The organism is Spirillospora sp. NPDC029432 (assembly GCF_040703975.1).
Lineage (GTDB): Bacteria > Actinomycetota > Actinomycetes > Streptosporangiales > Streptosporangiaceae > Spirillospora.
In genome coordinates this window covers 75357-101143 of record NZ_JBEZWH010000005.1, presented here as the reverse complement: position 1 = coordinate 101143, position 25787 = coordinate 75357, and the positions used below count along the sequence as shown (strand labels likewise).

The 25787-nt window shown below is 71.9% G+C and carries 26 protein-coding genes and 1 riboswitch; of the genes, 9 read left to right on the top strand and 17 right to left on the bottom strand.

Annotated elements, in window-relative coordinates:
* Positions 1–10 precede the first annotated feature (10 nt).
* From AB0881_RS05555 to AB0881_RS05540, 4 genes are all read right to left on the bottom strand, one after another.
* Positions 11–841 (bottom strand): carbohydrate ABC transporter permease, encoded by an 831-nt coding sequence (locus tag AB0881_RS05555; RefSeq protein WP_366614473.1) that lies wholly within the window; start codon positions 839–841, stop codon positions 11–13.
* Positions 841–1779 carry a sugar ABC transporter permease gene (locus AB0881_RS05550; RefSeq protein ID WP_366614472.1) on the bottom strand — a complete coding sequence of 313 codons (939 nt, stop codon included), beginning with the start codon at positions 1777–1779 and terminating at the stop codon, positions 841–843. Before AB0881_RS05550 ends, AB0881_RS05555 begins: the two co-directional genes overlap by 1 nt.
* A 13-nt stretch (positions 1780–1792) precedes the next feature.
* Positions 1793–3127, bottom strand: a complete 1335-nt coding sequence (locus AB0881_RS05545) for an extracellular solute-binding protein (protein WP_366614470.1) — start codon at positions 3125–3127, stop codon at positions 1793–1795.
* Positions 3128–3456: 329 nt separating this feature from the next.
* Positions 3457–4434 (bottom strand): SCO0930 family lipoprotein, encoded by a 978-nt coding sequence (locus AB0881_RS05540; protein ID WP_366614468.1) that lies wholly within the window; start codon positions 4432–4434, stop codon positions 3457–3459.
* Positions 4435–4638: 204 nt separating this feature from the next.
* On the opposite strand from AB0881_RS05540, the gene AB0881_RS05535 reads away from it, so the two are divergent.
* Positions 4639–5715 (top strand): hypothetical protein, encoded by a 1077-nt coding sequence (locus AB0881_RS05535; RefSeq protein WP_366614466.1) that lies wholly within the window; start codon positions 4639–4641, stop codon positions 5713–5715.
* A gap of 53 nt (positions 5716–5768) precedes the next feature.
* On the opposite strand, the gene AB0881_RS05530 is transcribed toward AB0881_RS05535, so the two are convergent.
* Complete coding sequence (locus tag AB0881_RS05530; RefSeq protein ID WP_366614464.1) at positions 5769–5945, bottom strand: DUF6243 family protein; 177 nt, start codon at positions 5943–5945, stop codon at positions 5769–5771.
* Positions 5946–6161: 216 nt separating this feature from the next.
* Here AB0881_RS05530 and AB0881_RS05525 point away from each other — a divergent pair, with 216 nt between their 5' ends.
* Positions 6162–7232 carry a quinone-dependent dihydroorotate dehydrogenase gene (locus AB0881_RS05525; protein ID WP_366614463.1) on the top strand — a complete coding sequence of 357 codons (1071 nt, stop codon included), beginning with the start codon at positions 6162–6164 and terminating at the stop codon, positions 7230–7232.
* Position 7233: 1 nt separating this feature from the next.
* Here AB0881_RS05525 and AB0881_RS05520 read toward each other — a convergent pair whose 3' ends face one another.
* The 4 genes from AB0881_RS05520 to AB0881_RS05505 form a co-directional block, all read right to left on the bottom strand.
* Positions 7234–8673 (bottom strand): class I SAM-dependent methyltransferase, encoded by a 1440-nt coding sequence (locus AB0881_RS05520; protein WP_366614461.1) that lies wholly within the window; start codon positions 8671–8673, stop codon positions 7234–7236.
* A gap of 9 nt (positions 8674–8682) precedes the next feature.
* The gene (locus tag AB0881_RS05515) at positions 8683–9495 is read right to left on the bottom strand and encodes an N-acetylmuramoyl-L-alanine amidase (RefSeq protein WP_366614460.1); all 813 of its coding nucleotides are present in this window, start codon (positions 9493–9495) and stop codon (positions 8683–8685) included.
* Positions 9496–9573: 78 nt separating this feature from the next.
* Entirely contained in the window at positions 9574–9810 is a 237-nt protein-coding gene (locus AB0881_RS05510; RefSeq protein WP_366614458.1) for a hypothetical protein, read from the bottom strand.
* A gap of 142 nt (positions 9811–9952) precedes the next feature.
* Entirely contained in the window at positions 9953–11008 is a 1056-nt protein-coding gene (locus tag AB0881_RS05505; protein ID WP_366614456.1) for a LacI family DNA-binding transcriptional regulator, read from the bottom strand.
* Between the two features lie 287 nt (positions 11009–11295).
* Between AB0881_RS05505 and AB0881_RS05500 the strand changes: the two genes are divergently transcribed.
* Positions 11296–11967, top strand: coding sequence for a TetR/AcrR family transcriptional regulator (locus AB0881_RS05500; protein ID WP_366614454.1), 672 nt, complete (start codon positions 11296–11298; stop codon positions 11965–11967).
* 373 nt (positions 11968–12340) lie between these two features.
* Here the strand turns inward: AB0881_RS05500 and bldC are convergent, their stop codons facing one another.
* Positions 12341–12544, bottom strand: coding sequence for a developmental transcriptional regulator BldC (bldC, locus tag AB0881_RS05495; protein WP_012850682.1), 204 nt, complete (start codon positions 12542–12544; stop codon positions 12341–12343).
* A 318-nt stretch (positions 12545–12862) separates the two neighbouring features.
* A complete protein-coding gene (locus AB0881_RS05490) occupies positions 12863–13741 on the bottom strand; it encodes a hypothetical protein (protein WP_366614453.1) in 879 nt (292 codons plus the stop codon).
* A gap of 120 nt (positions 13742–13861) precedes the next feature.
* On the opposite strand from AB0881_RS05490, the gene AB0881_RS05485 reads away from it, so the two are divergent.
* Entirely contained in the window at positions 13862–14962 is a 1101-nt protein-coding gene (locus AB0881_RS05485; RefSeq protein WP_366614452.1) for a Glu/Leu/Phe/Val dehydrogenase dimerization domain-containing protein, read from the top strand.
* Between the two features lie 294 nt (positions 14963–15256).
* The gene (locus tag AB0881_RS05480; protein WP_366614687.1) at positions 15257–15478 is read left to right on the top strand and encodes a DUF3073 domain-containing protein; all 222 of its coding nucleotides are present in this window, start codon (positions 15257–15259) and stop codon (positions 15476–15478) included.
* A 123-nt stretch (positions 15479–15601) separates the two neighbouring features.
* Here the strand turns inward: AB0881_RS05480 and AB0881_RS05475 are convergent, their stop codons facing one another.
* The 5 genes from AB0881_RS05475 to AB0881_RS05455 form a co-directional block, all read right to left on the bottom strand.
* A complete protein-coding gene (locus AB0881_RS05475) occupies positions 15602–16252 on the bottom strand; it encodes an ElyC/SanA/YdcF family protein (RefSeq protein WP_366614450.1) in 651 nt (216 codons plus the stop codon).
* A 122-nt stretch (positions 16253–16374) separates the two neighbouring features.
* The gene (purM, locus tag AB0881_RS05470; protein WP_366614449.1) at positions 16375–17403 is read right to left on the bottom strand and encodes a phosphoribosylformylglycinamidine cyclo-ligase; all 1029 of its coding nucleotides are present in this window, start codon (positions 17401–17403) and stop codon (positions 16375–16377) included.
* Positions 17400–18854, bottom strand: a complete 1455-nt coding sequence (gene purF / locus AB0881_RS05465) for an amidophosphoribosyltransferase (RefSeq protein WP_366614447.1) — start codon at positions 18852–18854, stop codon at positions 17400–17402. Before purF ends, purM begins: the two co-directional genes overlap by 4 nt.
* 56 nt (positions 18855–18910) lie before the next feature.
* Positions 18911–19537 (bottom strand): LamG domain-containing protein, encoded by a 627-nt coding sequence (locus AB0881_RS05460; RefSeq protein WP_366614446.1) that lies wholly within the window; start codon positions 19535–19537, stop codon positions 18911–18913.
* A gap of 111 nt (positions 19538–19648) precedes the next feature.
* Positions 19649–20089, bottom strand: coding sequence for a sterol carrier family protein (locus AB0881_RS05455; protein ID WP_366614445.1), 441 nt, complete (start codon positions 20087–20089; stop codon positions 19649–19651).
* A gap of 168 nt (positions 20090–20257) precedes the next feature.
* Here AB0881_RS05455 and AB0881_RS05450 point away from each other — a divergent pair, with 168 nt between their 5' ends.
* The 3 genes from AB0881_RS05450 to AB0881_RS05440 all read left to right on the top strand — a co-directional run bounded on the left by AB0881_RS05450 (position 20258) and on the right by AB0881_RS05440 (position 24666).
* Entirely contained in the window at positions 20258–22039 is a 1782-nt protein-coding gene (locus tag AB0881_RS05450; RefSeq protein WP_366614444.1) for a serine/threonine-protein kinase, read from the top strand.
* A gap of 159 nt (positions 22040–22198) precedes the next feature.
* The gene (locus tag AB0881_RS05445; RefSeq protein ID WP_366614443.1) at positions 22199–23365 is read left to right on the top strand and encodes a S8 family peptidase; all 1167 of its coding nucleotides are present in this window, start codon (positions 22199–22201) and stop codon (positions 23363–23365) included.
* A gap of 162 nt (positions 23366–23527) precedes the next feature.
* Positions 23528–23721, top strand: a riboswitch (cyclic di-AMP (ydaO/yuaA leader).
* 3 nt (positions 23722–23724) lie between these two features.
* Positions 23725–24666 (top strand): DUF4200 domain-containing protein, encoded by a 942-nt coding sequence (locus AB0881_RS05440; protein WP_366614441.1) that lies wholly within the window; start codon positions 23725–23727, stop codon positions 24664–24666.
* A 51-nt stretch (positions 24667–24717) separates the two neighbouring features.
* On the opposite strand, the gene AB0881_RS05435 is transcribed toward AB0881_RS05440, so the two are convergent.
* On the bottom strand, positions 24718–24900 hold the full coding sequence (locus AB0881_RS05435) for a hypothetical protein (RefSeq protein WP_366614440.1): 183 nt from the start codon (positions 24898–24900) through the stop codon (positions 24718–24720).
* Positions 24901–25077: 177 nt separating this feature from the next.
* Between AB0881_RS05435 and AB0881_RS05430 the strand changes: the two genes are divergently transcribed.
* Positions 25078–25743, top strand: a complete 666-nt coding sequence (locus AB0881_RS05430) for a hypothetical protein (protein ID WP_366614439.1) — start codon at positions 25078–25080, stop codon at positions 25741–25743.
* Positions 25744–25787 lie beyond the last annotated feature (44 nt).

The window sequence follows — 25787 nt, the reverse complement described above, 5'->3', positions numbered from 1 at the left end:
GGCTCCCTATCTATCCCTTGACGGCGCCGGAGGTCAGCCCGGCCACGATGCGGCGCTGGAACAGCAGGACGATGATCACGACCGGGACCGTGACCACGACCGCGGCGGCGGAGACCGCGGTGGTCGGCGCCTCGAACTGCGACTCGCCGGTGAAGAACGCCAGCGCCGCCGGCACCGGCCGGGCGCTGTCGCTGGAGGTGAGCGAGATGCCGAAGACGAAGTCGTTCCAGCAGAAGAAGAAGGTGAGGATCGCCGCGGTGAACACGCCGGGCGCCGCGAGCGGGACGATCACCTTGCGGAACGCCTGCCAGGACGTGGCGCCGTCCACCTGCGCGGCCTGCTCCATCTCCCACGGGATCTCGCGGAAGAACGCCGACAGCGTCCAGATCGCGAGCGGCAGCGCGAACGAGATGTACGGGATGATCAGCCCCGGCCAGGTGTCGTACAGGCCGATGTCGCGCCACAGGTTGAACAGCGGGCCGACCAGCGAGACCACCGGGAACATCGCGATGGCCAGCGCGAACGACAGGATGATCTTCTTGCCGGGGAACTCCAGCCGGGCGATCGCGTACGCGACCAGCGTCGCGAACACCACCCCGATGAACGTCGCGATCAGCGAGATCCCGATCGAGTTGATCAGGGCCGAGGTGAACAGGTCGATCGAGAAGACCGTCTCGTAGTTCTCCCACGTCCAGTCCTTGGGGAAGAACCCCGGCTGGTTGCCGATCTCGCCGGGCTGCTTGAACGACAGCATCACGATCCAGAAGATCGGGAAGATCGACCAGATCAGGATCACGACGGCGCCGATGATCCACAGGACCTTGGAACGCGTCGACTCCATCAGCGATCACCCCGCACCTGCGACAGGTCCACCCGGAACCCCCTGATGTAGATCACCGCGATCAGCAGCACGGACAGGAACAGCAGCACGCCGACGGCGTTGCCCAGCCCGATCGCCGTCCGGGTGATGGTCTGCTGGTAGGTGAGGAACGACAGCGTCTGGGTGTCGTTCTGGCCGCGCGTCATGATGAAGACGTTGTCGAAGATCCGCCACGCGTCGAGCGTGCGGAACAGCATCGCGACCATGATGGCCGCCTTCATGTTCGGGATCGTGACCCGCCACAGCCGCTGCCAGGCGGTGGCGCCGTCCACCGTGGCGGCCTCGCCGAGGTCGCGCGGCACCTGCGCCAGCCCGGCCAGCAGCAGCAGCGACACGAACGGCGTGGTCTTCCAGATCTCGGACAGGATGATCACGAACAGCGAGGACCAGCGGCCCCCGAACCAGTCGTACTCGCCGAGCCCGAACCACGGGTTCACGAACCCCGACGTCAGGTCGAACGCGTACAGCCACGCGAACGCCGAGATGACGGTGACGATGCCGTACGGCAGCAGGATCGCCGTGCGCAGCGTGCGCCGCAGGAACAGCGCCCGGTGCATCACCATCGCCAGCGCGAACCCGATGACCAGTTCCACCGCGACGGTGACGGCCGTGATGAAGAACGTGGTGAGCACGTTCTGCCAGAACAGCGGGTCGCTCAGCGCGGTGGCGTAGTTGGCGAACCAGACGAACTCGCGGTCCTCGGGGCTGGTGAGGCGGTAGCTGAACAGCGACAGGTACAGCGCGTTGAACAGCGGGTACGCCGTCACCAGCAGCATCACGATCACGGCCGGCGCGGCCAGCATCAGCCCGAGCCGGCGCTCGGACCGGCCGCGATCGGAGATCTCCGGCCGCTTCCTGCCGTTCTCGGAGGCGGCCGGGGCCGTTTCCACTGCGGTCATGCGGAGCCTCCGGTCACAGCAGGGCCTGGTCGCGCAGGACCTGGCGGATGAACGTGGCGGACTCGGCCGGAGTCGAGTTCGGGTCGACGCTGCCGGGCGGGTGCCAGCGGCTCTGCACCGCGCCGGACACGTCGGTGTAGTACGGGGTGATCGGGCGCGGGGCGGCCGTGTTGATCGAGTCCCGGATCAGGTCGGCCATCGGGAACTCCTTGCGGACCTCCGGGTCGTCGTAGACCGAGGCGCGGGCGGCCGGGTTACCGGAGTCGATCATGTACTTCTTCATGTTGTCGGCGGAGGTGATGCACCTGACGGCCTCGACCGCGTACGTGTCCTTGTGCTTGCCGTACGCGCCGATGCCGAGCTCGATGCCGCCGAAGGGGGGCTTGCTCTCCTGGCCGGCGACCGCCCGGGGGTAGCGGGCCCAGTCCATGTCGGCGGGGATGCTCTTGTCGATCACGCCGTCCTTGGCGTCGCCGTTCTGCGCCCGCCAGATGTAGCCCCAGTTGACCATGAAGCCGCCGCGCGGGCCGTTCAGCAGGTTGCGCGCCGCCTCCTCGTCGTCGGTCGACATGGTGGGGCCCGCGGCCTTGGAGCCGGCGAGCTTGGCGATGATGGCCGCGGCCTGCCGGCCGGCCGGGGAGCCGATGTCGATGGCGGCGTCGTCGCCGCGCTCGGCGGCGCTGATGATCCGGCCGCCGGCCGACTCGACGAGGGCGTTGATCCACACCATGTAGCCCTCGTACCGGTTGGCCTGGACGCCGACCGTGACCCCGGCCCGCGCCGCGGCGTCGATCAGCTTGTCCCAGGTGAAATCGGCGGCCTTGGGGTCGATCCCGGCCTTCTGCGCGGCCGACTTCCGGTACCAGAGGATCTGCGTGTTGGCCCAGAACGGGGCCGCGTACAGCTTGCCCTCCCAGGTGGAGTTCTCCACGGCGGGCGGGAACACGCCCTGGGTGAACTGCGCCTTCTCGCCCTCCTCGAACGGCCGCAGGAATCCGGCGTTGGCGGCCTCGGCCACGAACACCGGGTCCAGGCTCATGATGTCGATACCGGAATCCTTGGCGGCCAGCCGCCGGATCAGCTGCTCGCGCTGCTGCGTCGCGTCGTTCGGCAGCACCGAGGTGGCGATCCGGTACTTGCCGCCCGCGGCCTTGGTGCAGGACTCCGCCAGCCGCGCCTGCCCGCCGTTGTCGGGATTGATGTACCAGTTGAGGGTGGGCGGCCCGCTCTCACCGCCGCACGCGGACAATCCCGACGCCAGGAGCGCCACCGCGACCGTCGCGCGCGCGCCCCTGCCCGTACCCCGGCTTCCCCCGTACCGGGTCCGGGTCCTCGTTCGTTCGACCATCGGACCTCCAGAAGCTCCCACCACGTGCGGGCACTTCGCCGGGCCGCATTGCGTGGCGAGACCGTCACCTACTCAAACACCCGACTCAGGAGCTGTCGAGAGTGTTGATCAAGTACCCGGGGGATGGTGATCAAAACGCAACGCATCGGCAACGTACGACACAAGGGAAACTGCCGGACATAAACCACAGAACGGTCAAGAGAACCCGGAGAAATAATGACATTCCCGGTATAAGGGAACACTTCCGGGGTAAATGGGAGAAGGCGTGGAGACCCGCGGACCCCGACCGACCCGCGCGTCCCCACGCCTTCGTCTGTGGCGGTACGCGGCTAGTAGCCGCCGTACCCGCCGCCCCCGTCCGGGGCGGCCGTGGTGAGCCTCTCGCCCCGCGCCGACACGAGCCACCAGACGTCCTGCACGCCCTGGCCCCGAGTGTCACCGGGCTCCCGGTCCTTCTCGAAGTAGTACATCGGCCAGCCGTCGATCGTGAGCTGGCAGGCCGGGTCGCCCGCGCGCTCGATGAAACCGACCAGATCGCGGTCGACGCCCTCGACCTTGACCTTCTTCCAGTTCGTGAACTTCACCGGCGGCCACGCCTTCTTGCAATCGCCGAAGCAGTTGGTCTTCTTCACGCGGTCCTTGTCGAACCGGTACATCACGCGGCCCTTGCCGTCGGTCACGATCGGCCCGTACCGCGGGTCCTGCCTGACCTTGACGACCGTCCAGCCGGCCCAGCGGCCGCCCTCGTCCTCGTCCCGGCCGTTCGCCGGGTCGCGCTCCGGGATCTCGGCCTTCTTCCCGTCGGGCGCCGAGGCGTACCAGGTGCCGCCCACGCCCTGGCCCTTCGCGTCACCGGGCCGCTCGTCCTTGGCGTACCGGTACAGCGGCCAGCCGCCGAGCGTCACCTGCCACGCGCCGTCCGGGCGGCGGACCTTGCCGACCAGGTTCTGGTCCACGCCCTTCACCTCGACCTCACCCTGCCCGGTCATCACCGGCGGCCACGCGTCGGCGCAGGCGTCCTCGCAGGTGGAGGCCGGTGGCCGGGCGGTGTCCTTGTCGAACCGGTAAAGCGTGCGCCCCTCGCGGTCGGTGACGACCCGGCCGAGCCGCTCCACGTCCGCGACCTCCAGCGACGCCGGCCGCACCGCCGGCGGCTCCGCCCCGGCGTCCGCGGACGGATCCGCCGCCGGGGACTGCCGCGCGCCCGCCCCGGCGTTCGGGCCGAGCGGCTCCTGGCCGCACGCGGTCAGCGCCGTCGCGCCGGCCACCACGGCGACCACGGGTACCGCCCACCGCGGGAATTCCATGTCTGCCCTCCCAGTCGATCGAGGCGGAGCGGCCGCACCGCTCTACCGGATCGAGGAGCAGTACGCGGGCGGGCCGCGGCCGGTTCAACTTCCGTCCCGAGAGAAACCCAGAAGCGGGCGGAACCGTCCAAACTGGTACTGCCGTCGCCTCCGGGACCCTCCCGGGACCCGCGGGCGGCAGCCGGCCTACCCGTGGAGCACGACGTGACCGAGAGGCAGTTCGAGAAGGCGACCGCCGTACCGCCCATCGACCTCAGCAAGCCCGACCTCAGCGCGCCCGCGCCCGTCGACCTCGCCAAGCCCGCGCCGCCCGCGCGGCGGCCGGTGGCGACGCAGGCGGGGCCCGCCTGGATCGTCGTCCCCGCCCGCGTCGTCGCCGTCGTCTTCGTGCTCCCGTTCCGGCTCGCGTACGACCTGCTGAAAGCGTTCTTCAGCCTCCTGGGACGGGCGCCCCGCTGGCTCGGCCGCGGCCTGCGCGCCGCGTACCTGGCGGTGCTCCACCCGATCCTGCGCCCCATCGGACTGGGACTCGCCTGGCTGTGGACCCGCGCGGTGTACGCGCCGCTCCGCTGGCTGGTGATGACGCTCATCGTCGGCGGCCTGCGCCTGTTCGGCAGGGGTACGGGCCGCGCGGCCCGCTGGTTCTACACCGCGATCCTGGCGCCGATCGGCCGCGTCCTGGCGGCGGGATTCCGCCTCCTCGTCGCCCGTCCCGCGAAGGCGCTCTGGCACGGCGCCCTCTGGCTGCTGAACATCCTGGTCGTCATCCCGGCCGTCGCCGTGTGGGGCGTCCTCGCCTGGCTGGGCAAGGCGATCGGCACGGGGATCGCGTTCCTGGTCAACTACCTGATCGTGGTCCCGGCCGTGGCGCTGTGGCGGTACGTGCTGAAGCCGCCGCTGATGGGCCTGGCCTGGCTGGCGCGGGTCACCGGCACCGGCATCGCCGCCGGCTGGGCGATCTTCGCCGGCGCGGTGGTCTGGGCCTGGCGGATGCTCGGCCGCCTGTTCGCCCTGCTGGGCCGCGCCCTGTTCGTGATCCCGGCCGTGGCCCTGTACCGGTACGTCCTGCGCCCGATCGGCCACGCGGTGGCCTGGACGTGGCGGGCGTTCGTGGTGGCGCCGTGCCGCGCGGTGAAGAACGCGGTGCTCCTCCCCACCGGACGCGCCGTCCGTTCCGTCTGGCGGGGCACGGCGTCCTGGACGCGCGCGAACGTCACGGGCCCGATCCGGCAGGCCGCCCGGGACGTCCGGATGTCCGTCCGGCGCGCGTTCCGCGGCTGAGCGACGCGAGAGAGCCGCCGCGCCCGGACGGGCACGGCGGCTCTCCACTATTTCTAGGCCTCGGAGTCGCGCCGCGCGTTGCGCTCGCGCATCTTCCTCAGCAGCTCCTTCTTCGCGGCGGCGGCGTCGCCGGAGGGCTTGCCGCCCTCGGAACCGGCGCGCAGAGCCTTGCGCGAGAGGTTCTTGCGCTGGCCTCCGACACCGAGCATGCCGTTCCTGCTTTTGGCCATGTGATTCTCCCTGTGCGTTGAGCGTGCGTTCTCGCGCGTGCCCGGCACAGGGACCGTCTGGATCCCTGTTACCGGAGGGAGCCGGCCCGGGGGCGACGGATGCGCTGTGGGACGGCCCGCCAGAGAGCGGCGGGCTGGTAGATCAACATGGCGCCAGGCTAGGACGCGCGGCCCCGGGACCTCAATCGGTTTTCCGGGCTGAGAGAATCGGACCCGATGTACAGACTCCTGTTCTCCGCGGTCATCTCCAGGGTTCCGGCCGAGGCCGTGCACCATCTCACGCTGCGCGGGCTGCGGCTCGTCCAGGCGGTGCCGGGCGCTCCGGCGCTGCTGCGGCGGGCGCTGGCGCCGCGGGATCCGGCGCTGGCCGTACGGGCGCTGGGCCTGGAGTTCCCCGGCCCGCTCGGGCTCGCCGCGGGGTTCGACAAGGACGCGGTGGCGTACGAGGCGCTGGGCGGGTTCGGCTTCGGGCACGTCGAGATCGGCACCGTGACGGGCCGGGCGCAGCCGGGCAACCCGCGCCCGCGGCTGTTCCGGCTCCCCCGCGACCGGGCGATCATCAACCGGATGGGCTTCAACAACGCGGGCTCGGCCGCCGCCGCACGCCGGCTCCGCTCACGCAAGCCCGGAACGATCGTCGGGGTCAACATCGGCAAGACCAAGGCCGTGCCGGAGGAGGAGGCCTCGGCCGACTACGTCGCGAGCGCCGAGCGGCTCGCCCCGCACGCCGACTACCTCGTGGTGAACGTCAGCTCCCCCAACACGCCCGGCCTGCGGAACCTCCAGGCCGTCGAGCACCTGCGGCCGCTGCTGGCCGCGGTACGGGAGGCCGCGGACCGGGCGGCGCCGCGGCGCGTCCCGCTGCTGGTCAAGATCGCGCCCGATCTCGCGGACGCCGACGTGGACGCGGTCGCCGACCTGGCCCTGGAGCTGGGCCTGGACGGCATCATCGCCACCAACACCACGATCGCCCGCGAGGGCCTGGCCAGCGACCCGGAGCTGGTCAAGGAGACCGGCGGGCTGTCCGGCGCCCCGGTCAAGGCCCGCTCGCTGGAGGTGCTGCGCCGGCTGCGGGCCCGTACCGGCGACCGGCTGGTGCTGATCTCGGTCGGCGGGGTGGAGAGCGCCGACGACGTCTGGGAGCGGATCCGCGCCGGCGCCACGCTCGTCCAGGCGTACACGGCCATGATCTACGGCGGCCCGCTGTGGGCCTCCCGGACCCAGCGGGAGCTGGGCCGCCGGCTGCGCGGCAGCGCGTTCCGGACGCTCGACGACGCCCGCGGCTGAGCTACCCGAGCACGAAGAAACCATCGGCGATCAGCTCGGGGAGCACGGCGTCCGCGTGCGCCCGCACCTGCCCGGCGTCCTGGCCGATCAGCTGGGCGATGGCGGCCAGGAGCGGTTCGAGCGGGAGCGTGCCGTCGCAGACCCCGGCGAGGGCCGCCTCGACCGTGCCGACGCCGGCCGCGCGGCGCAGCCGGTGCTCCTGGCGGAGGACGATCCGTTCGGGGTCCTCGGCGCCGGGCGGGCCGATCTGCTCCTGGACGATCCCGGCCGCCGCCCGCACCAGCTTTCCACAGCCTGTGGAAAACTCTCGGGCGCCCACCAGGCCGTCCAGGATCTCCTCCACGTAGGCGCCGACGGGCTCCTCGACCGCGTGCCGCAGCTCCTCCACCCGCGTGGCGGGCGGCCCGCCCGCCGGCTTCCGCAGCGCGATCCAGCCGAACCCGATCCCGGTCACCCCGTGCCGCTCGAAATGGTCCAGCCACGCGCCGTACCGCTCCCGGTACTCGGCCGTGCCCGCCTCGCACGAGTCCCGCAGCCACAGCTCGGCGTACTCCGCCGGATCCTGCACGTCCCGCTGGACGACCCACGCGTCGCAGCCCGAACGCTCGACCCACCCCCCGACGCGCTCCTCCCACGGAACGCCCCTGACCTGCAGCCAGTTGGCCAGGAAGCGGCAGTGGCCGCCCTCGTTCAGCAGCGCCGGCGCCCCGGTCACCAGCCGCCGGCAGAACTCGTCGCCGGGCATGCCCGACTCCCGGTAGACGTATCGCCTCCCGGGCGGCGCCACGACGAACGGCGGGTTGGAGACGATCAGGTCGAACCGGCGCCCGGCGACCGGCTCCAGGAGCGGCCCCTCCACGAACTCGACGTTCGCCACGCCCGAGAGGCCGGCGCTCATCGCGGCCAGTTCCAGCGCGCGCGGGTTGACGTCGGTCGCCGTGATCCGCCCCGCCCGGCCGGCCAGATGCAGCGCCTGCACTCCACAGCCCGTGCCGATGTCGAGCGCGTTGTCCACAGGGCTGTGGACGGCGAGCCGGGCCAGGTTCGCGGACGCGCCGCCCGCGCCCACGACATGATCGGGCCGGACCGTGCCGCCGCTTCCCGGCCGCACCTTCAGATCGGAGACCGCGTACCCCGCGCCCTCGACCGGCTCCACGCGCAGCCGCGCCCGGACCTCGCCGCCCGACGACTCCGCGAGCCCGGCCGCGACGAAATCGTCCAGGAAAGTGTCGGCCGGCACCGGCACCTGCAACCAGAACAGCCGGACGAGCGCCTCCAGCGGCGAGCCTCCCCCGGTCGCCCGCAGGGCCGGAACGATCTCGTCCCGGGCCAGCGCCCCGCCCGCCACCGGGCCGAGCAGCTCCCGGACGCCGTCGATCGTGTACTCAGCGCGTTCCAAGGCGGCCCCGAGCCGCCGCAGGTGATCAGACACCTGCCCCATCCTGCCGGGTCAGGACTGGAAGTAGACCTCGAACCCCTCCGTCAGCGACGCCGCGACGCGCTGCCTGAACTCGGCGCTCTTCATCTTCGCCGCGTCCCCCGGGTTGCGCATGTTGCCGCACTCGATGAAGACCTTCGGCACCTTGGACAGGTTCAGCCCGCCCAGGTCGTCGCGCGGGTCGAGGGCCTTCTTGCCGCGGTAGTTGGAGTACGCGACGCCCGTTCCCTCGTGGTAGGCGTCACGCAGCGCCCGCCCGAGGCGCTGCGAGTCCGGCACCATCCCGGCGTTGTAGCCCTTGACCGCGATCGGCTGGATGATGTGGAACCCGTGCGCCGACGCCGACGCGCCGTCCGCGTGCACCGACAGCGCCGCGTCCGCCTTGAGCCGGTTGCCCAGCGCGGCCCGTTCCGTGATGCACGGCCCCCACCCGGTGTCGTTGTTCCGGGTCAGGTGCACCTCGGCGCCCTTGGCCTTCAGCAGCTTGGCCAGCCGCTTGGACACGTCCCAGGTGAACGCGTGCTCGTTGTAGCCGTCGTTCGTCGCGGTCCCCGTCGTGTCGCAGGCCTTGCTGCCGTTGCCGATCCGGACCTGCTTGTTGATCTTCGACGCGTTATCGCCGTTCCCGCCGTTGTGCCCGGGGTCGATCACGATGACCTTCCCCCGCAGCGACGCGGCCGGCTTGCGCGCCCCCGTCGCCGCCGTCTGCTCCGAGGTCGGCGGCGGAACGCCCGCCCCCTCGGCCGACGGCGCGCCCCCGCCGCCGCCGCACGCGGTCAGGGCCCCCAGGCAAAGGGCCAGGGCCGCGGCCGAGTGGATTCGCATGGGCCGTCCCCCTGTGATGCCTCCGTTATAGACCCTGCCAGTCTGCACACCGGCCCGCGTACGTCAAACGGAAACGGCTCAACGGAGCGGATCCTCCCGCCCCAGCAGCGCGGCCAGCGCCCGCGCCTCCTCCGCGTCCAGGCCCAGCACCACGCGCGGACGCCCCCACGGGTGATCGATCGAATGGGCCACGTAGCTCGCGACCGACTCCGGCGGCCGCTCGTCCAGCCCCCGCGCGTGGCGCCACTCCGACCACGCCCGTTCCAGCTCGCTCGCCGCGCGCTGGGCGCACGACACCAACTCCGGATCACGCACGACTCGCCCCCCTTGGCGTAGGACTCCGCCGAACCGTGCACCCATTAACCCGCCGCCCGCGCCCGGCGACCCGCGGAATTCGCCAGCCTTGGCCATCCCCTTACCCGCGGCCGACCTTCGCGGGCCGCCGGGCGCGGCGCGCTCAGTGCGCGACGGGCTGCGGCACCGGACCCGTCGTGGACCGCACGACCAGGTGCGGGACGACCAGGTTCTGCCGCGCCACCCGTCCCGGATCGTCGATCCGCGCGGTCAGCAGCTCGGCGGCGACGCGCCCCATGTCCCGGCGCGGCTGGTCGACGCTCGTCAGCGAGATGTGCCGGATCGCCGCCAGATGCGTGTTGTCGTACCCGACGATCGAGACCTGCTCCGGCACCGGCAGCGCCAGCTCGTCGGCCGCCGACAGCGCCCCCGTGGCGACCAGGTCGTTCGGCGCGAAGATCGCCGTCGGCCGGTCCTCCCCGGCCAGCAGCGCCCGCGCGGCCCGGTAGCCGCCCTCCTCGGTGAAGTCCCCCGGCTCCACCCTGATCTCCCCCGCCAGCCCGTGCCGCCGCATCGCCTTCTCGTACCCGGCCCGCCGGTAGCGTGCCGTGGTCGAGCGAGCCCCCTCGATATGGGCGATGCGCCGGTGCCCGAGCTGCACCAGATGATCGACGGCCAGGCTGGCCCCCAGCTCGTCGTCGTCCACCACGATGTCGACCCCGACGACATCGCGTTCCCCGACGACGACGACCGGCACGCTCGCCGCGGCGTCCTTCAGCGAGTCCGGCACCACGCTCAGCAGCACCAGCCCGTCCACCCGCATCTCCAGGAACGCCTCCACGGCCTCCGCCTCGAACAGCGGGTCCCACCGCCCGCTGCCGACCAGCATCCGCAGCCCTTCGCCGTGCAGCGTCTCCTGCAGCCCGTCGAGGAACTCGGCGAAGAACGGGTTGTGCAGGTCGGCCACGATCGCGCCGATCAACCGCGTCCGGCCCTCGACCAGGCTCCGGGCCACCGCGTTCGGCCGGTAACCCAGTTCCCTGGCCGCCTGCAGCACCGCCTGCCGGCGCCGTTCGCTGACGTGCGGGGAGCCGCGCATCACCAGCGACACCAGGGATTTGGACACGCCCGCACGTTCCGCGACGTTCCGGATCGTGGGCTTGGGCACGGTCAGTGACCGGGGGTCGCGCGGGGGACTACTACCTTCACGAGCTGACATGGCACTCCGTCCAGGGGGGCCTGCAGGACCTGCCGCCTCGGCGCTCCGGGCCCGCCGTACGGGCCGGGCACGCCTCCCCCCGCTCGGGGGGAGATGCCATGATGCCCCGCCGCCGCCCCGGCGCGTCGCAACAGCGAGTAACGGGCAGCCGTCAATGGCAGTTCGGGCATGTGGTGCTCTGGATCACAGCCCCGAAAAAGCGCTACATATCACCCTGCGCAGCCGTCCGCGTACGGGGCGGATCCACTCCGGCCCTCGGATACGCTTCCCGGGTGGGAGATCGGGCAGTGAGCAAGCCGAAGAACGGGCAACGCACCCGCCGCCGGCTCAGCGTCGACGAGCGTCGCGACGAGCTGATCGAGGCCGCGCTGCAACTCTTCAGCACCCAGCCCCCCGAGGACGTCTCCATTGACGACGTCGCCGCGGCCGCCGGCGCCTCCCGCGCCCTCGTCTACCACTACTTCGGCGGCAAGTACGAGCTCTACCTGGCCGCCCTGGGCAGCGCCGCCAAGCAGCTCTCCGACCTCCTGAAGATCCCCCCGGAGGGCAAGCCGCTGGAGCGCCTCCAGTCCTCCCTCGAACGCTACTTCGACTTCGTCGAAAGCCACGCGGCCGGCTACACGGCCCTCCTGCGCGGCGGCCCCGCCGACCGTTCCGGCGAGGTGGGCGAGATCGTCGACGGCATCCGCCGCCTCCTCCTGGGCCGCATCCTGCACGCCCTGAACATCGAGACGCCCGAGCCCGTCCTGCGCATCACCCTGCGCTCCTGGATGGCGTCGGTGGAGACCGCGGGCCTGGACTGGCTGGAGAACCGCGACGTCACCCGCCAGGAACTGGAAAGCCTCCTGGTGGACCAGCTGATCGTCCTGCTCCACGTGGCAGGCCGCCACGACCCCACCACAGGCGCCCTCTTCGAAGACCTGACCCGCCAAGAGTTCGCGTCCCCAAAGCGCAACTGAACCACCCGCCCCAGCCGACCATGCCCACCACCTGAGGTGGCCTGCCGAGGTGGTCACGCACCCGAGGCGTTGCGATCGCGTGCGAAGCCAGATTCGAGCGCAAGCGAGAATCTGATCGCGCAGCGAGCCGCCAAGGCGAGACGGAGCGATGCAGCGATCGCCGCAGTGCCCGCCGAAGGAGGGCGTCCAACGCCCGACGCCAAGGGCAATGCAATAGACAGGTCCGGGACCGCGATTCTCGGATGATCGTGGTCCCGGATCCATCGTCCGGGAGAGCTCTGGACCGTGGTCCAGGGGTCTCTCCCGGCCTCCCCCCTCTTAAGCCCGTTGTACGGGCGGCGGGTGCCGTGCGGCGCCCGCCGGCCGGAGTGTGCTACTCCGACCGCTGCTGCGGAATTCCCGCGAGCAGCGCTCGCACCTCGGCCTCGCGGTAGCGCCGGTGTCCCCCCAGCGTGCGGATGGACGTCAGCTTTCCAGCCTTCGCCCAGCGCGTGACGGTCTTGGGGTCGACGCGGAACATCGTCGCCACCTCTGCCGGCGTCAGCAGGGGCTCGGCCTCTGGCGTACGTGCTGACATGTGTGCGGCCTCTCCTCCGTGGACCGATGACAGCGATCCTGCGATTGATCTTCGCGCGGTCACTGATGTCCCCTATGGCCCGAAAGAGCCACTATGACATCACAACGTGTAACCTTGCCACCACTCAACGCGACAAGCAAGTTCCTAGGCGATAGTTGCGTGAGAACTTCCCCCACCGATCGCCCGGACCGTGCGCATCATGGCCACTGGGTCACGCTGCGTGATTCTAGCGACACGTATAGTCGTATCGCGCAGGGATTCGGGAAATTTGTTCAGTACGTCCAAGCGAACGGGGCGTTCACCTGGGGCGGGAGGCGCTCAGCTCGCCGACTGGAGGGCCCGTACGGGGCGCCACCGGGTCTCCAGTCGCTTGTGCATCGCGACCCAGAGTTCGGTCTGGCCGCGGGCCATCGCGGCGAGCGCGACCCCGATCTCGGCGACCGACTCGTCCGCGCACAGCGACCGGTCGTCCAGGAGGTGGACGAGTCCGCCGTAGTCGAGCTCGACCAGCGACCCCGGATGGAACGCCGCCAGCCAGCGGTCCAGCGTCTCGAGCTCGCCCGCGCCGAGCCGGGTCCCGTCGCCGGTGTCGGCGCGGACGGCCGGCAGCGCGGCGGCGATCCTGCCGCGCGCGTCGCGCATGGAGGTGACGTAGATGAGCGTGCGGGTGGCGGACGCCGTCGCCGGGCCGCCGCCCTGGCCGCCGTCCGCGGGCGGGGTCCCGAGCGTGAGGCTCCGCTCGGCCGCGGTGAACGGCACGAACCACGGCAGTGGCACGTGCCAATTGCTGGACCTGATGTGCGGATGCAGGGTGCGCCCGGCCAGCCGCCAGCGGTCGAACGCCTGCTCCGCCTCCCGCGCGACCTGCGGCGGCACGTGCCAGCCGGCCAGCCGGGCGGGCGTCTCCTCCCGGAACCGCGCGAGCGCGAGCCACGACCGCAGCCGGGTGTCCCACGGCGCGACGTAGATCGTGTCCTGCGCGAGCCGCACGTACGCGTCCCCGCTCTCGCGTTCGGGGGCGACGATCGGCGGTGCCGCCACGAGCCGCCGCCGGGCGTCCAGGTGCTCGGCCTCCAGCGCGTGCTCGCGGGCGGGGCGCCGCCGCGACTCGGCATAGGCCGTCCACAGCGTCCGGGCCGGTTCGGGGAAGGCGGTCACCGGTTCGTATACCCGTAGGTACGCGGCGTACGGAAGCACCCCCGCATGGTGACATGCCCCCCGCCGGTACGCCGCCACCGAGACCGCTGTGTTACCTCGTCACTCGGGTGATGCCGCTCACCCTTAGGCTGATCTCAAGACGGAGAGGAGGGCACCACCGTGCCTAATGTCTTCGGGTCGCCCCACAAGGGCACAGACCCCACCGCGTCCCGCTTCGGGACGCACGAGCAGGTCGTCTTCTGCCAGGACGAGGCCAGCGGCCTGCGCGCGATCATCGCGATCCACTCGACGGCGCTCGGCCCCGCGCTGGGCGGCACCCGCTTCTACCCGTACGGGTCGGAGGACGAGGCCCTGACCGACGTGCTCAACCTGTCGCGGGGGATGACGTACAAGAACGCCCTGGCCGGGCTCGATCACGGCGGGGGCAAGGCCGTCATCATCGGGGATCCCGGGACCGCCAAGTCCGAGGAGCTCCTGCGGGCGTACGGGCGGTTCGTGCAGTCGCTGAACGGCCGCTACTACACGGCGTGCGACGTCGGCACGTACAGCGAGGACATGGACGTCGTGGCGCGCGAGTCGCGCTTCGTGACCGGCCGGACGCTCGCGCACGGCGGCGCCGGCGACTCCTCGATCCTGACGGCGTACGGCGTCTTCCAGGGCATGCGCGCCGCGGCCGAGGCGCTCTGGGACGGCCCCACGCTGCGCGGCCGCCGGGTCGGCGTCGAGGGCGTCGGCAAGGTCGGCCACCGGCTCGTCGAGCATCTGCGCGATGACGGCGCGGACGTGGTGATCTGCGACGTGGACGAGGCGGCCGTGGAACGCGTCCGCACCCGCCACCCGGACGTGGAGGTCGTCGCGGACAAGGCGGCCCTGATCCGGGCGGGCCTGGACGTGTACGCCCCCTGCGCGCTCGGCGGTTCCCTGGACGACGACTCCGTCCCGGCCCTGACGGCCCGCATGGTGTGCGGCGCCGCGAACAACCAGCTGGCCCATCCGGGCATCGAGAAGCAGCTCGCCGACCGCGGCGTGCTGTACGCCCCCGACTACGTGGTCAACTCGGGCGGGGTGATCCAGGTCGCCGACGAGATCGAGGGGTTCGACTTCGACCGGGCGCGGTCCCGGGCGAGCGGGATCTTCGAGACCACCCGGCGGATCTTCGCGCTGGCCGCCGAGGAGGGCGTCCCGCCGGCCGTGGCGGCCGACCGCCTCGCCGAGCGGCGGATGTCCGCCATCGGGCGCCTGAAGGGCATCCTGCTCTGACCTTCCGGGCCGGACGGGGCCGCGGCGGGCCCCTCGCGATCCCGTCCGGCCCGTCCGCCTGACACGCCCGGTTCGCAGTTCGATGACCGAAGTCAGGCGACTCGCGGGCACCCGATACACTGGGGATCTCCGCAAACGAGCGTGCCGCCACGTACCGACGATGTACCGAGCCGGGCGCAAAACGGGTACGGTTGTATCCGTGACTGACGCATGGCTCATCAGGCATCGGTTCGTGTGGTACACGCGCGCGTTGATGGGCCCACGAAAGCCCTGACCATCGAGGGGGTCGAGCCAATGGGTCGCGGCCGAGCCAAGGCCAAGCAGGTAAAGGTTGCCCGACAGCTCAAATACAACGGCGGCAACACGGACCTCGACCGCCTGAAGAGCGAGCTGGGAGTCTCCGACCCCGCCCCCGCCGGCGACGACTACGACGCTTACGACGAGCTCGCCGAGAAATACGCCGACTACGCCGACGAGGGCACCGACGACCGCAAGGACGGCACGTCCGGCCCCTGAGTCGGCTCTGAGCCGGCTCCTGAACGTGATGCGGGCCGCCCAACCGCGGCCCGCCCGGCATCGCTCCGCGCCCCCTCCCACCGGGAGGCCCGCGCGGGGCGATGTTCTTTTTGGTACGCCCGGCTACGGGGTGGCGAGCGCCTCTCGTACACCCGGTTCCGGGTCACCCAGATGGGTCGGCGCGGGCCGCGTCGTCAGGCTGCCCATCGCCTTGAGCATGGCCAGCGGCTCCCGGGCGTAGCCGACCGCCGTCGCGCCCATCTGGGACGGGCTGGCGTCCCCGACGCCCCAGGCGTCCAGCCCCGCCGCCCGGCAGAGGGCGACGGCCCTCGGCAGGTGGAAGTCCTGGGTGACGACCGTGAGGCGCGTGACCCCGAAGATCTTCTTGGCCCGGACGCAGGAGTCCCACGTGTCCAGCCCGGCGAAGTCCCGCACGACCCGTCCCGCGGGCACGCCCTTGCCGGCCAGGTAGTCCCGCATCACGGTCGGCTCGTCGTAGTCGACGACGCGGTTGTCCCCCGACACCAGCACGACCTTGACCTTGCCCCGCCGGTAAAGCTCGACCGCCAGGTCCAGCCGCCGCGCCAGGAACAGCGACGGCTGCCCGTCCCGGATCCCGGCCCCCAGCACGAGCGCCACCGGCGTGGCGGGCACGTCCGCAACGCTCTTCCTGTGGCCCGCCGTCTCCGCGTACGCCCACCCCGTGGGCACCACGACCCCGTACGCCACCAGCCCGGCCAGCACGGCGACCGGCCCCACCCACCGCCGCAACACCGGCCACCCAGGAAATTTCACGCCCTATGTGACGCCCGGACACCCCGCACAAGTTCCCGCGAAACACCCTCACAGAGGCGTTGCGATCGCGTCCGAAGGCAGATTCGAGCGCCGGCGAGGACTTAAGCGAGGAACGCCTTGCCGGTCCCCGGGGTGATCTCGCCGAGGATCCAGGACGGGACGTCGCGGTCGTTCAGGAGGCGCAGGGCGGCGTCGGCCGTGTCGGCGGAGACGATCGCCGCCATGCCGACGCCCATGTTGAACGTCTTGTCCATGTCGGCGGTCTGGACGTTTCCGGCGTTCCGCAGCACCTCGAAGATCGGCGGGACCGTCCAGGAGGAGCGCCGGAGGGCGGCGTCCGCCGTGGCGGGCAGGGAGCGGGCCAGGTTGGCCGCCAGGCCGCCGCCGGTGATGTGGGCGAACGCGCGTACGGCGGCCCCGTCGATGAGGGCCAGGCAGTCCTTGGCGTAGACGCGGGTCGGGGTGAGGAGTTCCTCGCCCAGGGTGGCGGTCAGCTCGGCCGGCTGCGACTCCAGGGTCAGGCCGGTGGTGGCGAGGATGTGCCGGACCAGGGAGTAGCCGTTGGAGTGGATGCCGGAGGACGCCATCGCGATCACGGCGTCGCCCGGCTTCACGCGCTCGGGCCCGAGCAGCGCGCCGGCCTCCACGACGCCCGTACCGGCGCCGGCGAGGTCGAACTCGTCGGGTTCCAGCAGGCCCGGGTGCTCGGCCGTCTCGCCGCCGACCAGGGCGCAGCCGGCGAGGGCGCAGGCGTCGGCGATCCCGCCGACGATGTCGGCGATCCGCTCCGGAACGACCTTGCCGCAGGCGATGTAGTCGGTCATGAACAGCGGCTCGGCGCCGCAGACCGCGAGATCGTCGATCACCATGCCGACGAGGTCGTGGCCGATGGTGTCGTACACGCCCAGCCGGCGGGCGAGGTCGACCTTGGTGCCGACGCCGTCGGTGGACGTCGCCAGCAGGGGCCGCTCGTAGCGCAGGAGCGCGGAGACGTCGAAGAGGCCCGCGAAGCCGCTGGCGTCGTCCACCACCTCGGGGCGGCGGGACCGGGCGACCCGGGACTTCATCAGGTCGACGGCGCGCTCGCCCGCGGCGATGTCGACGCCGGCGGCCTCGTAGGACGTGCTCATGCGGAGGTCTCCAGGAGGTGCTTGCCGCGCGCGTCCTCGTCCACGGGGATCGGGTAGACCCCGTCGAAACAGGCCCGGCACAGGTCGTTCTTGGGGATCTGGGAGGCGGCGATGAGCTCGTCCAGGGAGATGAAGCCGAGGGAGTCGGCGCCCAGGGAGTCGCGGATGCCCTCGACCGAGAGGTTCCCGGCGATCAGCTCGGCGCGGCTGGCGAAGTCGATGCCGTAGAAGCAGGGCCAGGCGACCGGCGGGCTGGAGATCCGGACGTGCACCTCGGCGGCCCCGGCGTCGCGGAGCATGGCCACGATCGCGCGCTGGGTGTTGCCGCGGACGATCGAGTCGTCCACGACGATCAGCCGCTTGCCCTCGATGGCCTCGCGCAGCGGGTTGAGCTTGAGCCGGATGCCCAGCTGGCGGATGGTCTGCGAGGGCTGGATGAACGTGCGGCCGACGTAGGAGTTCTTCACCAGGCCCTGGCCGTAGGGGATGCCGGACGCCTCGGCGTAGCCGATCGCGGCCGGGGTCCCCGACTCGGGCGTGGGGATGACCATGTCGGCCTCGACCGGGTGCTCGGCGGCCAGCCGGCGGCCGACCTCGACCCGGGTGGCCTGGACGCTGCGGCCGGAGATCGTGGTGTCGGGCCGGGCCAGGTAGACGTACTCGAACAGGCAGCCCTTGGGCCGGGCCTCGGCGAACCGCTCGGAGCGCACGCCGGAGCCGTCGCAGGCGATCATCTCGCCGGGCTCGATCTCCCGGACGAACCGGGCGCCGACGATGTCGAGGGCGGCCGTCTCGGACGCCACCACCCAGCCGACGTCCTCGAAGCTGCCGAGGACGAGGGGCCGGACGCCCTCGGGGTCGCGGGCGGCGTACAGCGTGCCCTCGTCCATGAAGACCAGGGAGTACGCGCCGCGCGTGACCGGGAGGATCTCGCGGGCCGCGGCCATCGGGTCGCCGCCGCCGTGGGTGGCGAGCAGGGCCGTGAGGACCTCGGTGTCGGTGGTCGCGGTCAGCACGCCCGGGTCGAGCCGGTCGGCCAGCTCGGGGGTGTTGATCAGGTTGCCGTTGTGCGCCAGCGCGAGCCCGCCCGGATCGGTGGAGCGGAACGTCGGCTGGGCGTTCTCCCAGGTCGGGGAGCCGGTCGTGGAGTAGCGGCAGTGGCCCACGGCCAGGTGGCCGCGCAGCGTGTTGAGGACGGACTCGTCGAAGACCTGGGAGACGAGGCCCATGTCCTTGAAGACGACGATCCGCGATCCGTCGCTGACGGCGATGCCGGCGGACTCCTGCCCGCGGTGCTGGAGCGCGTACAGGCCGTAGTAGGTGAGCTTGCTCACTTCGGCACGGGACGCCTCGCTGGGCGGCACCCATACGCCGAAGACCCCGCAAGCGTCCTTGGGGGAGCGGTCCGAGGGGTCGAGGTCGTGGCTCAGAAGTCCATCACCGAGAGGCACACCCGTCAGTGTATGCACGTTAATCGTGTGCGCGAGCTGCGGGCTCGTCTTGCGGCCTATGCCTGGGCAAGGGAGTGGATGGTGGCTTCGTCCAGGGCCGAGGCGTACACCCGGAAGTCCGCGAGAAGGCCGGTGAGTCCGGGCTTGCCCGGCTCGCTGCCCAGGTAGAGGGGGCCCGAGAGCGGCACGACGGCGTGCTCCAGCGGGACGGCCACATCGAGCTGGCCGTCGATATACAGGAACATGCCGTCGGAGTTGACCACGAACGCCACGTGGGCCCACTCGTCCAGCGGGAGGGCCCGGCGGCTGTCGACGTAGTCCGGGCCCTTGATCGTGAAGAGCTGGGTGCGGACGCGGGTGGCGTCCGGGTAGAGCCACATGCCGGCGCTGCGGGCGTCGTGCTCGCCGGCCGGCTTGGCGAACAGGCCGCGCCACTCGCCGTCCGGCGCGGCGGTCACCTTGACGTGGAAGGCCAGCGCGAAGCCGAAGGCCTGGCTCAGGACGAGCTGCGGCACCGCGGGGACGACCGCGTGCCCGGCGCCGCCGAAGGAGAGCGCCTCGCCGTCCCGGCCGGGGACGATCCGCACCGACTCGTCCAGCGTCGCGGCGGGACCGCCCTGGACGTCGGCGACCTCCCGGCCGTCGATGGTCCCGATGTCGAAGGTCCAGTGCGCGATGAGCATGGCGCCGCCCTCTTTGCCGTGCCCCGACCGTCAGTGCCTCCACGCTCGCAGCGTCCGGGCGCGCGGGCAAGAGGGGCGGGGCCCGAAATCAGACGGCCCGTACAACAGGGGTCAGGAGGGCGGCACCGGCAGGTGCGCGGACAGGTCCGCCCGCGGGCCGCTCGCCCTGACCCGGCCGGTCTTCATCGCCTCGTCCCAGGTCAGGCGGCCGGTGGCGAGAACGATCCAGGTGTCTGCGTCCATCTCCACCACGTTCGGCGGGGTGCCCCGGGTATGGTGCGGGCCGTCGATGCACTGGACGGCCGCGTACGGAGGCACCCGGACCTCCACCGAGCGCCCGGGGGCCAGCTCGGCGAGCCGGTCCAGCAGGTGCCGGACGGCGCCCCGCAGGATCGGGCGGGCCGGCCCGGCGCCCGCGTCGTACGCCGCCAGGACGGTCTCCAGCGCCGAGCGGCGCAGCTCGGCGGGTTCGTCGGTTCCGGCGTACGGCGGGAGGCCGAGTACGCTGCGCTGTTCGTCCAGCGCGGCACGAGTGAGAGGTGTTCGCGGCACGGCCCGACGCTACCCGGCCCGACGCCGCCCGGCCGCGGCCGCCGGCACGGGAACCCTCGGGCCGGTGGGAGGATGACCGCGCCGTACACGGTCTGCACGGTATGTCGGGAATCCGGGAGACCGGCCGGGGAACCGTTCCCCGGCAGGAGAGTCACGGAGGTTGTGTAGATGGCCGAGGCGCTGCCCCTGCAGCCCGGTGATCCGCGACGGCTCGGCGAGTACGAGATCACGGGCCGGCTGGGCGTCGGCGAGCACGGCGCCGTCTTCCGCGGCCGCGACCGGTCCGGCCGGACCGTCGCGGTGAAGGTGCTGCACCTTCGGGTGAGCGGCGAGCCGGCGGCGCGGTCGCGGTTCGCCGGCGCGTTCGCCGCGGCGCGGAAGGTGTCCGGGTTCTGCACGGCCGGGGTCCTGGACGCCGATGTCGAGGGCGATCGCCCGTACGTCGTCGGCGAGTGGGTCGACGGCCCCTCGCTGCTGCAGCTCGTCGCCGACGAGGGCCCGCGCGGCGCGGCGGTCGTCGAGCGGCTCGCGGTCGGCACCGCGGTCGCGCTGGCCGCCGCCCACCGGGCCGGAGCGGTCCACCACGACCTGGAGCCCGGGGACGTCCTGCTCGGCCGGAACGGTCCGCAGGTCAGCGACTTCGGCCTCACCCAGGCGCTGGACGCGGTCAACGCCGCCCCGACCGGCCGGATCGGCGACGACCCGTCGTACAAGGCGCCCGAGCAGCTCAGCGGCGTCGACATCGGCCCGGCGGCCGACGTGTGGGGCTGGGCCGCGGTGCTGCTGTTCGCCGCGAACGGGCGGCCGCCGTTCGGCGAGGGCTCGCCCTCCGAGATCATGCAGCGGATCATGTACGACGATCCGGACATCACGGCGCTGCCGTTCTACCTGCGCGGGATCGTCGCGGACGCGCTCGCGAAGGAGCCCGCCAAGCGGCCCACCGCGGCCGGGCTGCTCGGCCGGCTCCTGGACGGCGGGGGCCCGCTCGCCGACCGGATGCCGGAGTCGCTGGTCGCCGAGGGCCGCGCGCTCGCCGGCACCCCGGGGCCCGCCGCGGCCGTACCGGCGCCCGAACCGGAACCCGAACGGGAACCGCACCCCGAGCCCGAGCCCGCGCCCGCTCAGGTGCCGGCCGCGTCGCCGCCCGCGAGCTTCGGAGCGCCCGCCTTCCCGGCGGTCCTCGGCCCGCGGAACGAGTGGCCGCCGCAGGAGCCGTCCGACCTCACCCGGGTCGACACGCCGCGCGTCGAGGACACCGTGTTCGACCACGACCCCGCCACCCAGGCGATGGCCCCGCTCGCCACCGCTCCCCCGCCGGATCCGGCGGACCGTACCGAGCCGACGCCGCACCTCATCCCGGGCATGGGCGCGAGCCGGGGCGACGAGGACGACGAGCGCACCTCCACCGCGATCCTGTCGCTGCCGCCCGCGGGCGGCGAGAGCGGGTTCGCCGGGCTCCTGGCGCGGCTGCCGCGGCCCGGCAACCATCTGCTCGGGGTGGCGCTCTCGCTCACCATCGGGGTGCTGGTCGGTGTCGCGATCATCGGCCTGGTGCTCTGGCCGCAGATGCGCGGGGACGACGACGGCGCGCCCGCCGGGAAGGCCGACGGGATCGACGACACCCCGGTCACGGCCGTGCCCGAGGCGTTCGCCGGCACGTGGAAGGGGACGCTGGTCAACACGGGGCGGGGCGCCACGTTCCCGGTCGAGGTGACGTTCGAGAAGGGCACGAAGGCGGCGCGGGCGGTGTACCCGCAGAACGGCTGCACGGGCACGCTCGCGTTCGCCCGCGGGACCAACCGGCAGCTGCACATGTCGCTGACCATCGCCAAGCCCTGCACGGCCGGTGACGTGCTGGTGAGCCGGCAGCCGGACGGGTCGCTGCAGTACGTGTGGTCGGCGCCGGGCAGCTCCCAGGTGGGCTACCAGGGCAAGCTCAGCCGCGACTGAACCGCGAGCCCCTTCCTGGCCTGATTCGGTCGGCGTAGCCGAAATGCCGGATTTAAAGGCTATGTCCAGCAGAGATCCAATAAAGTACCTCCGCCCAGGGTCGCCTCGACCCCGGCCGCGGGCGCCGTGCGCGGCCCCCGCGTGAGAGAAGGAGAGCTCTTGCGGACTTTCCCCCGAAGGGTGCTCATCATCGGCGCGGTCGCCGCGACCGGTACCGCCGCCACCCTGCCCGCCTTCGCCGCCGCCCCCCAGGCGCCGCCCGTCCCGGTGGCCGCGGCGCAGGGCACCCCGGCCCCGGGCCGGTACATCGTCACCATGAAGTCGGGCTCGTCGCCGGCCGGCGCGGCCGCGCGGGTCAAGGCCGCGAAGGTGCAGCGGTACGACCGCGTCCTCAACGGCTTCGCCGCCAAGCTGAGCACGTCCCAGCTCGACCGGCTGCGCCGCGACCCCGCGGTCGCCGCGATCGAGCAGGACCAGATCGTCCGGGCGTCCACCACGCAGAAGTCCCCGGTGTGGGGGCTGGACCGGATCGACCAGCGCAAGAAGACGCTGTCGAAGACGTACACGTACAAGTCGACCGGTTCGGGCGTCAACGCGTACGTCATCGACTCCGGGCTCGCCCACTCCCACCCGCAGTTCGGCGGGCGCGCCTCGATGGTCTGGGTCGCCCCCGAGTTCAACGGCGACGGCTGGGACCACAACGGCCACGGGACGCACGTGGCCGGGACGATCGGCTCCGCGACGTACGGCGTGGCCAAGAACGTCAGGCTGCGCGGCCTGCGCGTGCTGGACGCCGACGGCTACGGCTACGTCTCGACGATCGTGGCCGCCGTCGAGTGGCTGCAGAAGAACGCGGCGAAGCCCGCGGTCGCCAACATGTCGATCGGCGGCGGCAAGTCGGCGGCGCTGAACGCGGCGGTGGAGAAGCTCTCCCGGTCCGGCGTGTTCACCACGGTCGCGGCCGGCAACGAGGGCCAGGACGCCTGCAAGACGTCCCCGTCCAGCGCCGGCTGGGTCATGGCGGTCGGCGCGACGACCATCCACGACAACCGCGCCACCTGGTCGAACTACGGCAAGTGCCTGGACATCCTGGCGCCGGGCTACGGGATCACCTCGACCTGGCCGGGCGGCGGCAAGTCCACGCTGAGCGGCACGTCGATGGCCGCCCCGCACGTCAGCGGGGTCGCGGCCCTGTACCTGGCCGGGAAGAGGACCGCCACTTTCCCGCAGGTGCAGAAATGGCTGAACGACAACTCGACAAAGGGACAAATCGGTCGTCTTGGGAGCGGAACGCCCAACCGGCTGCTCTACAAGTCGGGTCTGTGAGTCGCGTCACGTAAGATGGCCCGGCTCCCAGCGGGGGGCCGGGCCCGGCGGGCGGATGAACCATTCCACTGTCCCCACCGTTTAATCTTGGCGAGGATCCGATTGGTTCCGAACAGTTCGTTATTGTTCGGTCGGTGACTCGCCCTGGGCCCCGGGGTGGGCCGGCCGAACCGGCCTAATCCCGGCGCGTCCCCCCGCGTCCGGGAACCGGGGACCCAAACGCCGGCGGGTCCGGGCTTCACGCCCGGCACGCGCCGGCCGGGGTGAATTCACCGCCCGCCACCAGCGGACGGTGATAGGGCTGCTCCCGGCCCGAACCCGTCAGCTAACCCGGTAGGCGATCGAGGAGAGGAGAGGACGTGGAGACCCCCAACTCCACCCGCCGGTGGCACGCTCGGCTGCGGCGCCCCGCCTTGGCACTCGTGGCGCTCGCCGGTGCCCTGCCGCTGACCGCGGGCACCGTGCCCGCGGCCCATGCCGACCCCGGCGACTCCGGACGCATCAGCAAGTACAACCGCCAGATCGCGAGACTGGAGAAGGCGTACGGCGGCGACCTGGCGAAGCTCAAGGACGCCCAGTACGGCGTCAAGAAGGCCCAGGAGAAGTCCAAGGACCTCCAGGCCGACCTCCGCGTCGCCCGGGGCCTGGTCGCCCAGCTGGCGGCCAACCAGTACATGAGCGGCGGCACCGACCCCAGCGTCACCGTACTGGCCGCCGACGACCCGTCCAACGCGCTCAGCAACATGAGCCTGGCCAGCCACGTCGCGCAGAACCAGTCCAACAAGGTCCAGCAGATCCAGAAGCTGGTGAACGAGCAGGAGAAGGCCCGCAAGGAGTACGAGGCCAAGATCAAGGGCCTGGAGAAGGAGATCAAGGACCTCCTCGGCCAGAAGTCCAAGATCCAGGCGCTGGTGAAGAAGTACAAGCCCGAGTCCCCGAGCGTGGGCATGGGCGGCGTCACGCCCCGGATGCTCAAGGTCAAGAACACCCTGGACATCGAGTTCGGCCCGTTCCCGACCATCGGCTGCGTCCGCAGCACCGGCGACCCGCAGGACCACGGCACCGGCCACGCCTGCGACTTCATGGTCAGTACCGGCGGCTCCTCACCGTCCGCCAGCGGCCGCTCCCAGGGCGACCGCACCGCCAACTACGCGATCGCCAACGCCAACAAGCTCGGCATCAAGTACGTCATCTGGCGCCAGCGCATCTACGACATGCGCAGCCCCGGCTGGCGGATGATGGAGAACCGCGGCGGCATCACCGCCAACCACTACGACCACGTACACATTTCGGTCTTCTAGCCGTTTCCCTGCCAGTGCGGGGTCGAAGCGGCGGGCCGGGCCGTGGCGTGCCTACCTCGACTTGCGTCCGCGGCGGGTGATCCAGGCGAAGACGGCCTGGGAGATCCTCACGATGAAGGAGGGGTCTCCGCCGCCGGACAGCGACTGGGTGCCGAGGAACTTCGCGTTCGGGTTCTGGCGTCCCTCGTACTCGGCGTTGCTCTGCCCAGGAAGGCGCTTCTCGGGTGGGGGCATCGTTCCTCCAGCAGTGTCGCCGAGTCTGCCTCACGGTAAAGGCGTCGGTTGCGGCGTGGCGATACCCAGCGCATGCCGACCGGTCGCGAGGCCAGGTCCGGCCGTCCGGCTCGTCGCGTGCCCTAGGGGCCATGCCGGCACCGTACGGCAACGGTCCGGTCGCGGTATTTTCCCGGCATGTCGCATCGCGTGATCTTCGAGCTGGACGGCCTGGAGGACGACCTCACCCCTCAGGAGCGCGCCTTCGTCGCCGAGACGGCCGAGCGGTCGGGGACGCCCTCCGGCGAGCCCGTGTACGGGACGGTGTCCTGGGACGAGGTCACGGACGCGCTCGTCGCGTCGGTCTCCCTGGGGGACCCGGAGGCCAGGCTGGCCCTGGTGGACTTGGGCGTGCACTTCGCCGGCGACAGGGTCCGCGGCGACCGGCTCCACAGCCAGCTCCACTCGCTCCCCGAGGACCCGTCCCCGTGGGCGCTGGACGCGACCGGGAGCATCGACGAGCTGGCGGGGCGTTCCGCGGAGTGGTTCGCCAGGATGCTGCGCCGTCCCATCGCCCTCTACGTCTGGCTGCACGAGCAGCAGGCGTACGCGGCCCGCTACGTGTTCGCCGACAGCGACGAGACGCTGTGCCAGTCCTATGTGAAGCAGCTGGCGCCCGCCGGCCAGGCCGAAGGGCTGATCGCGGACGGGCACGTGCGGGGGCAGGGCTGGATCCAGACCGCGGGACTGCCCGCGCCGAACCTCTACCTGCACATCCGCGGGGACCGCGAGGCGGCGTCCCTGCCTCCCGGAGTGAAGGAGGCGACCAAGCGCGGGCAGATCTCCGGGGTCTGGTACGAGTGACCCCACGCCCAAGCAGAACGCCCCAGAGAACGGGCGCCGCGGCT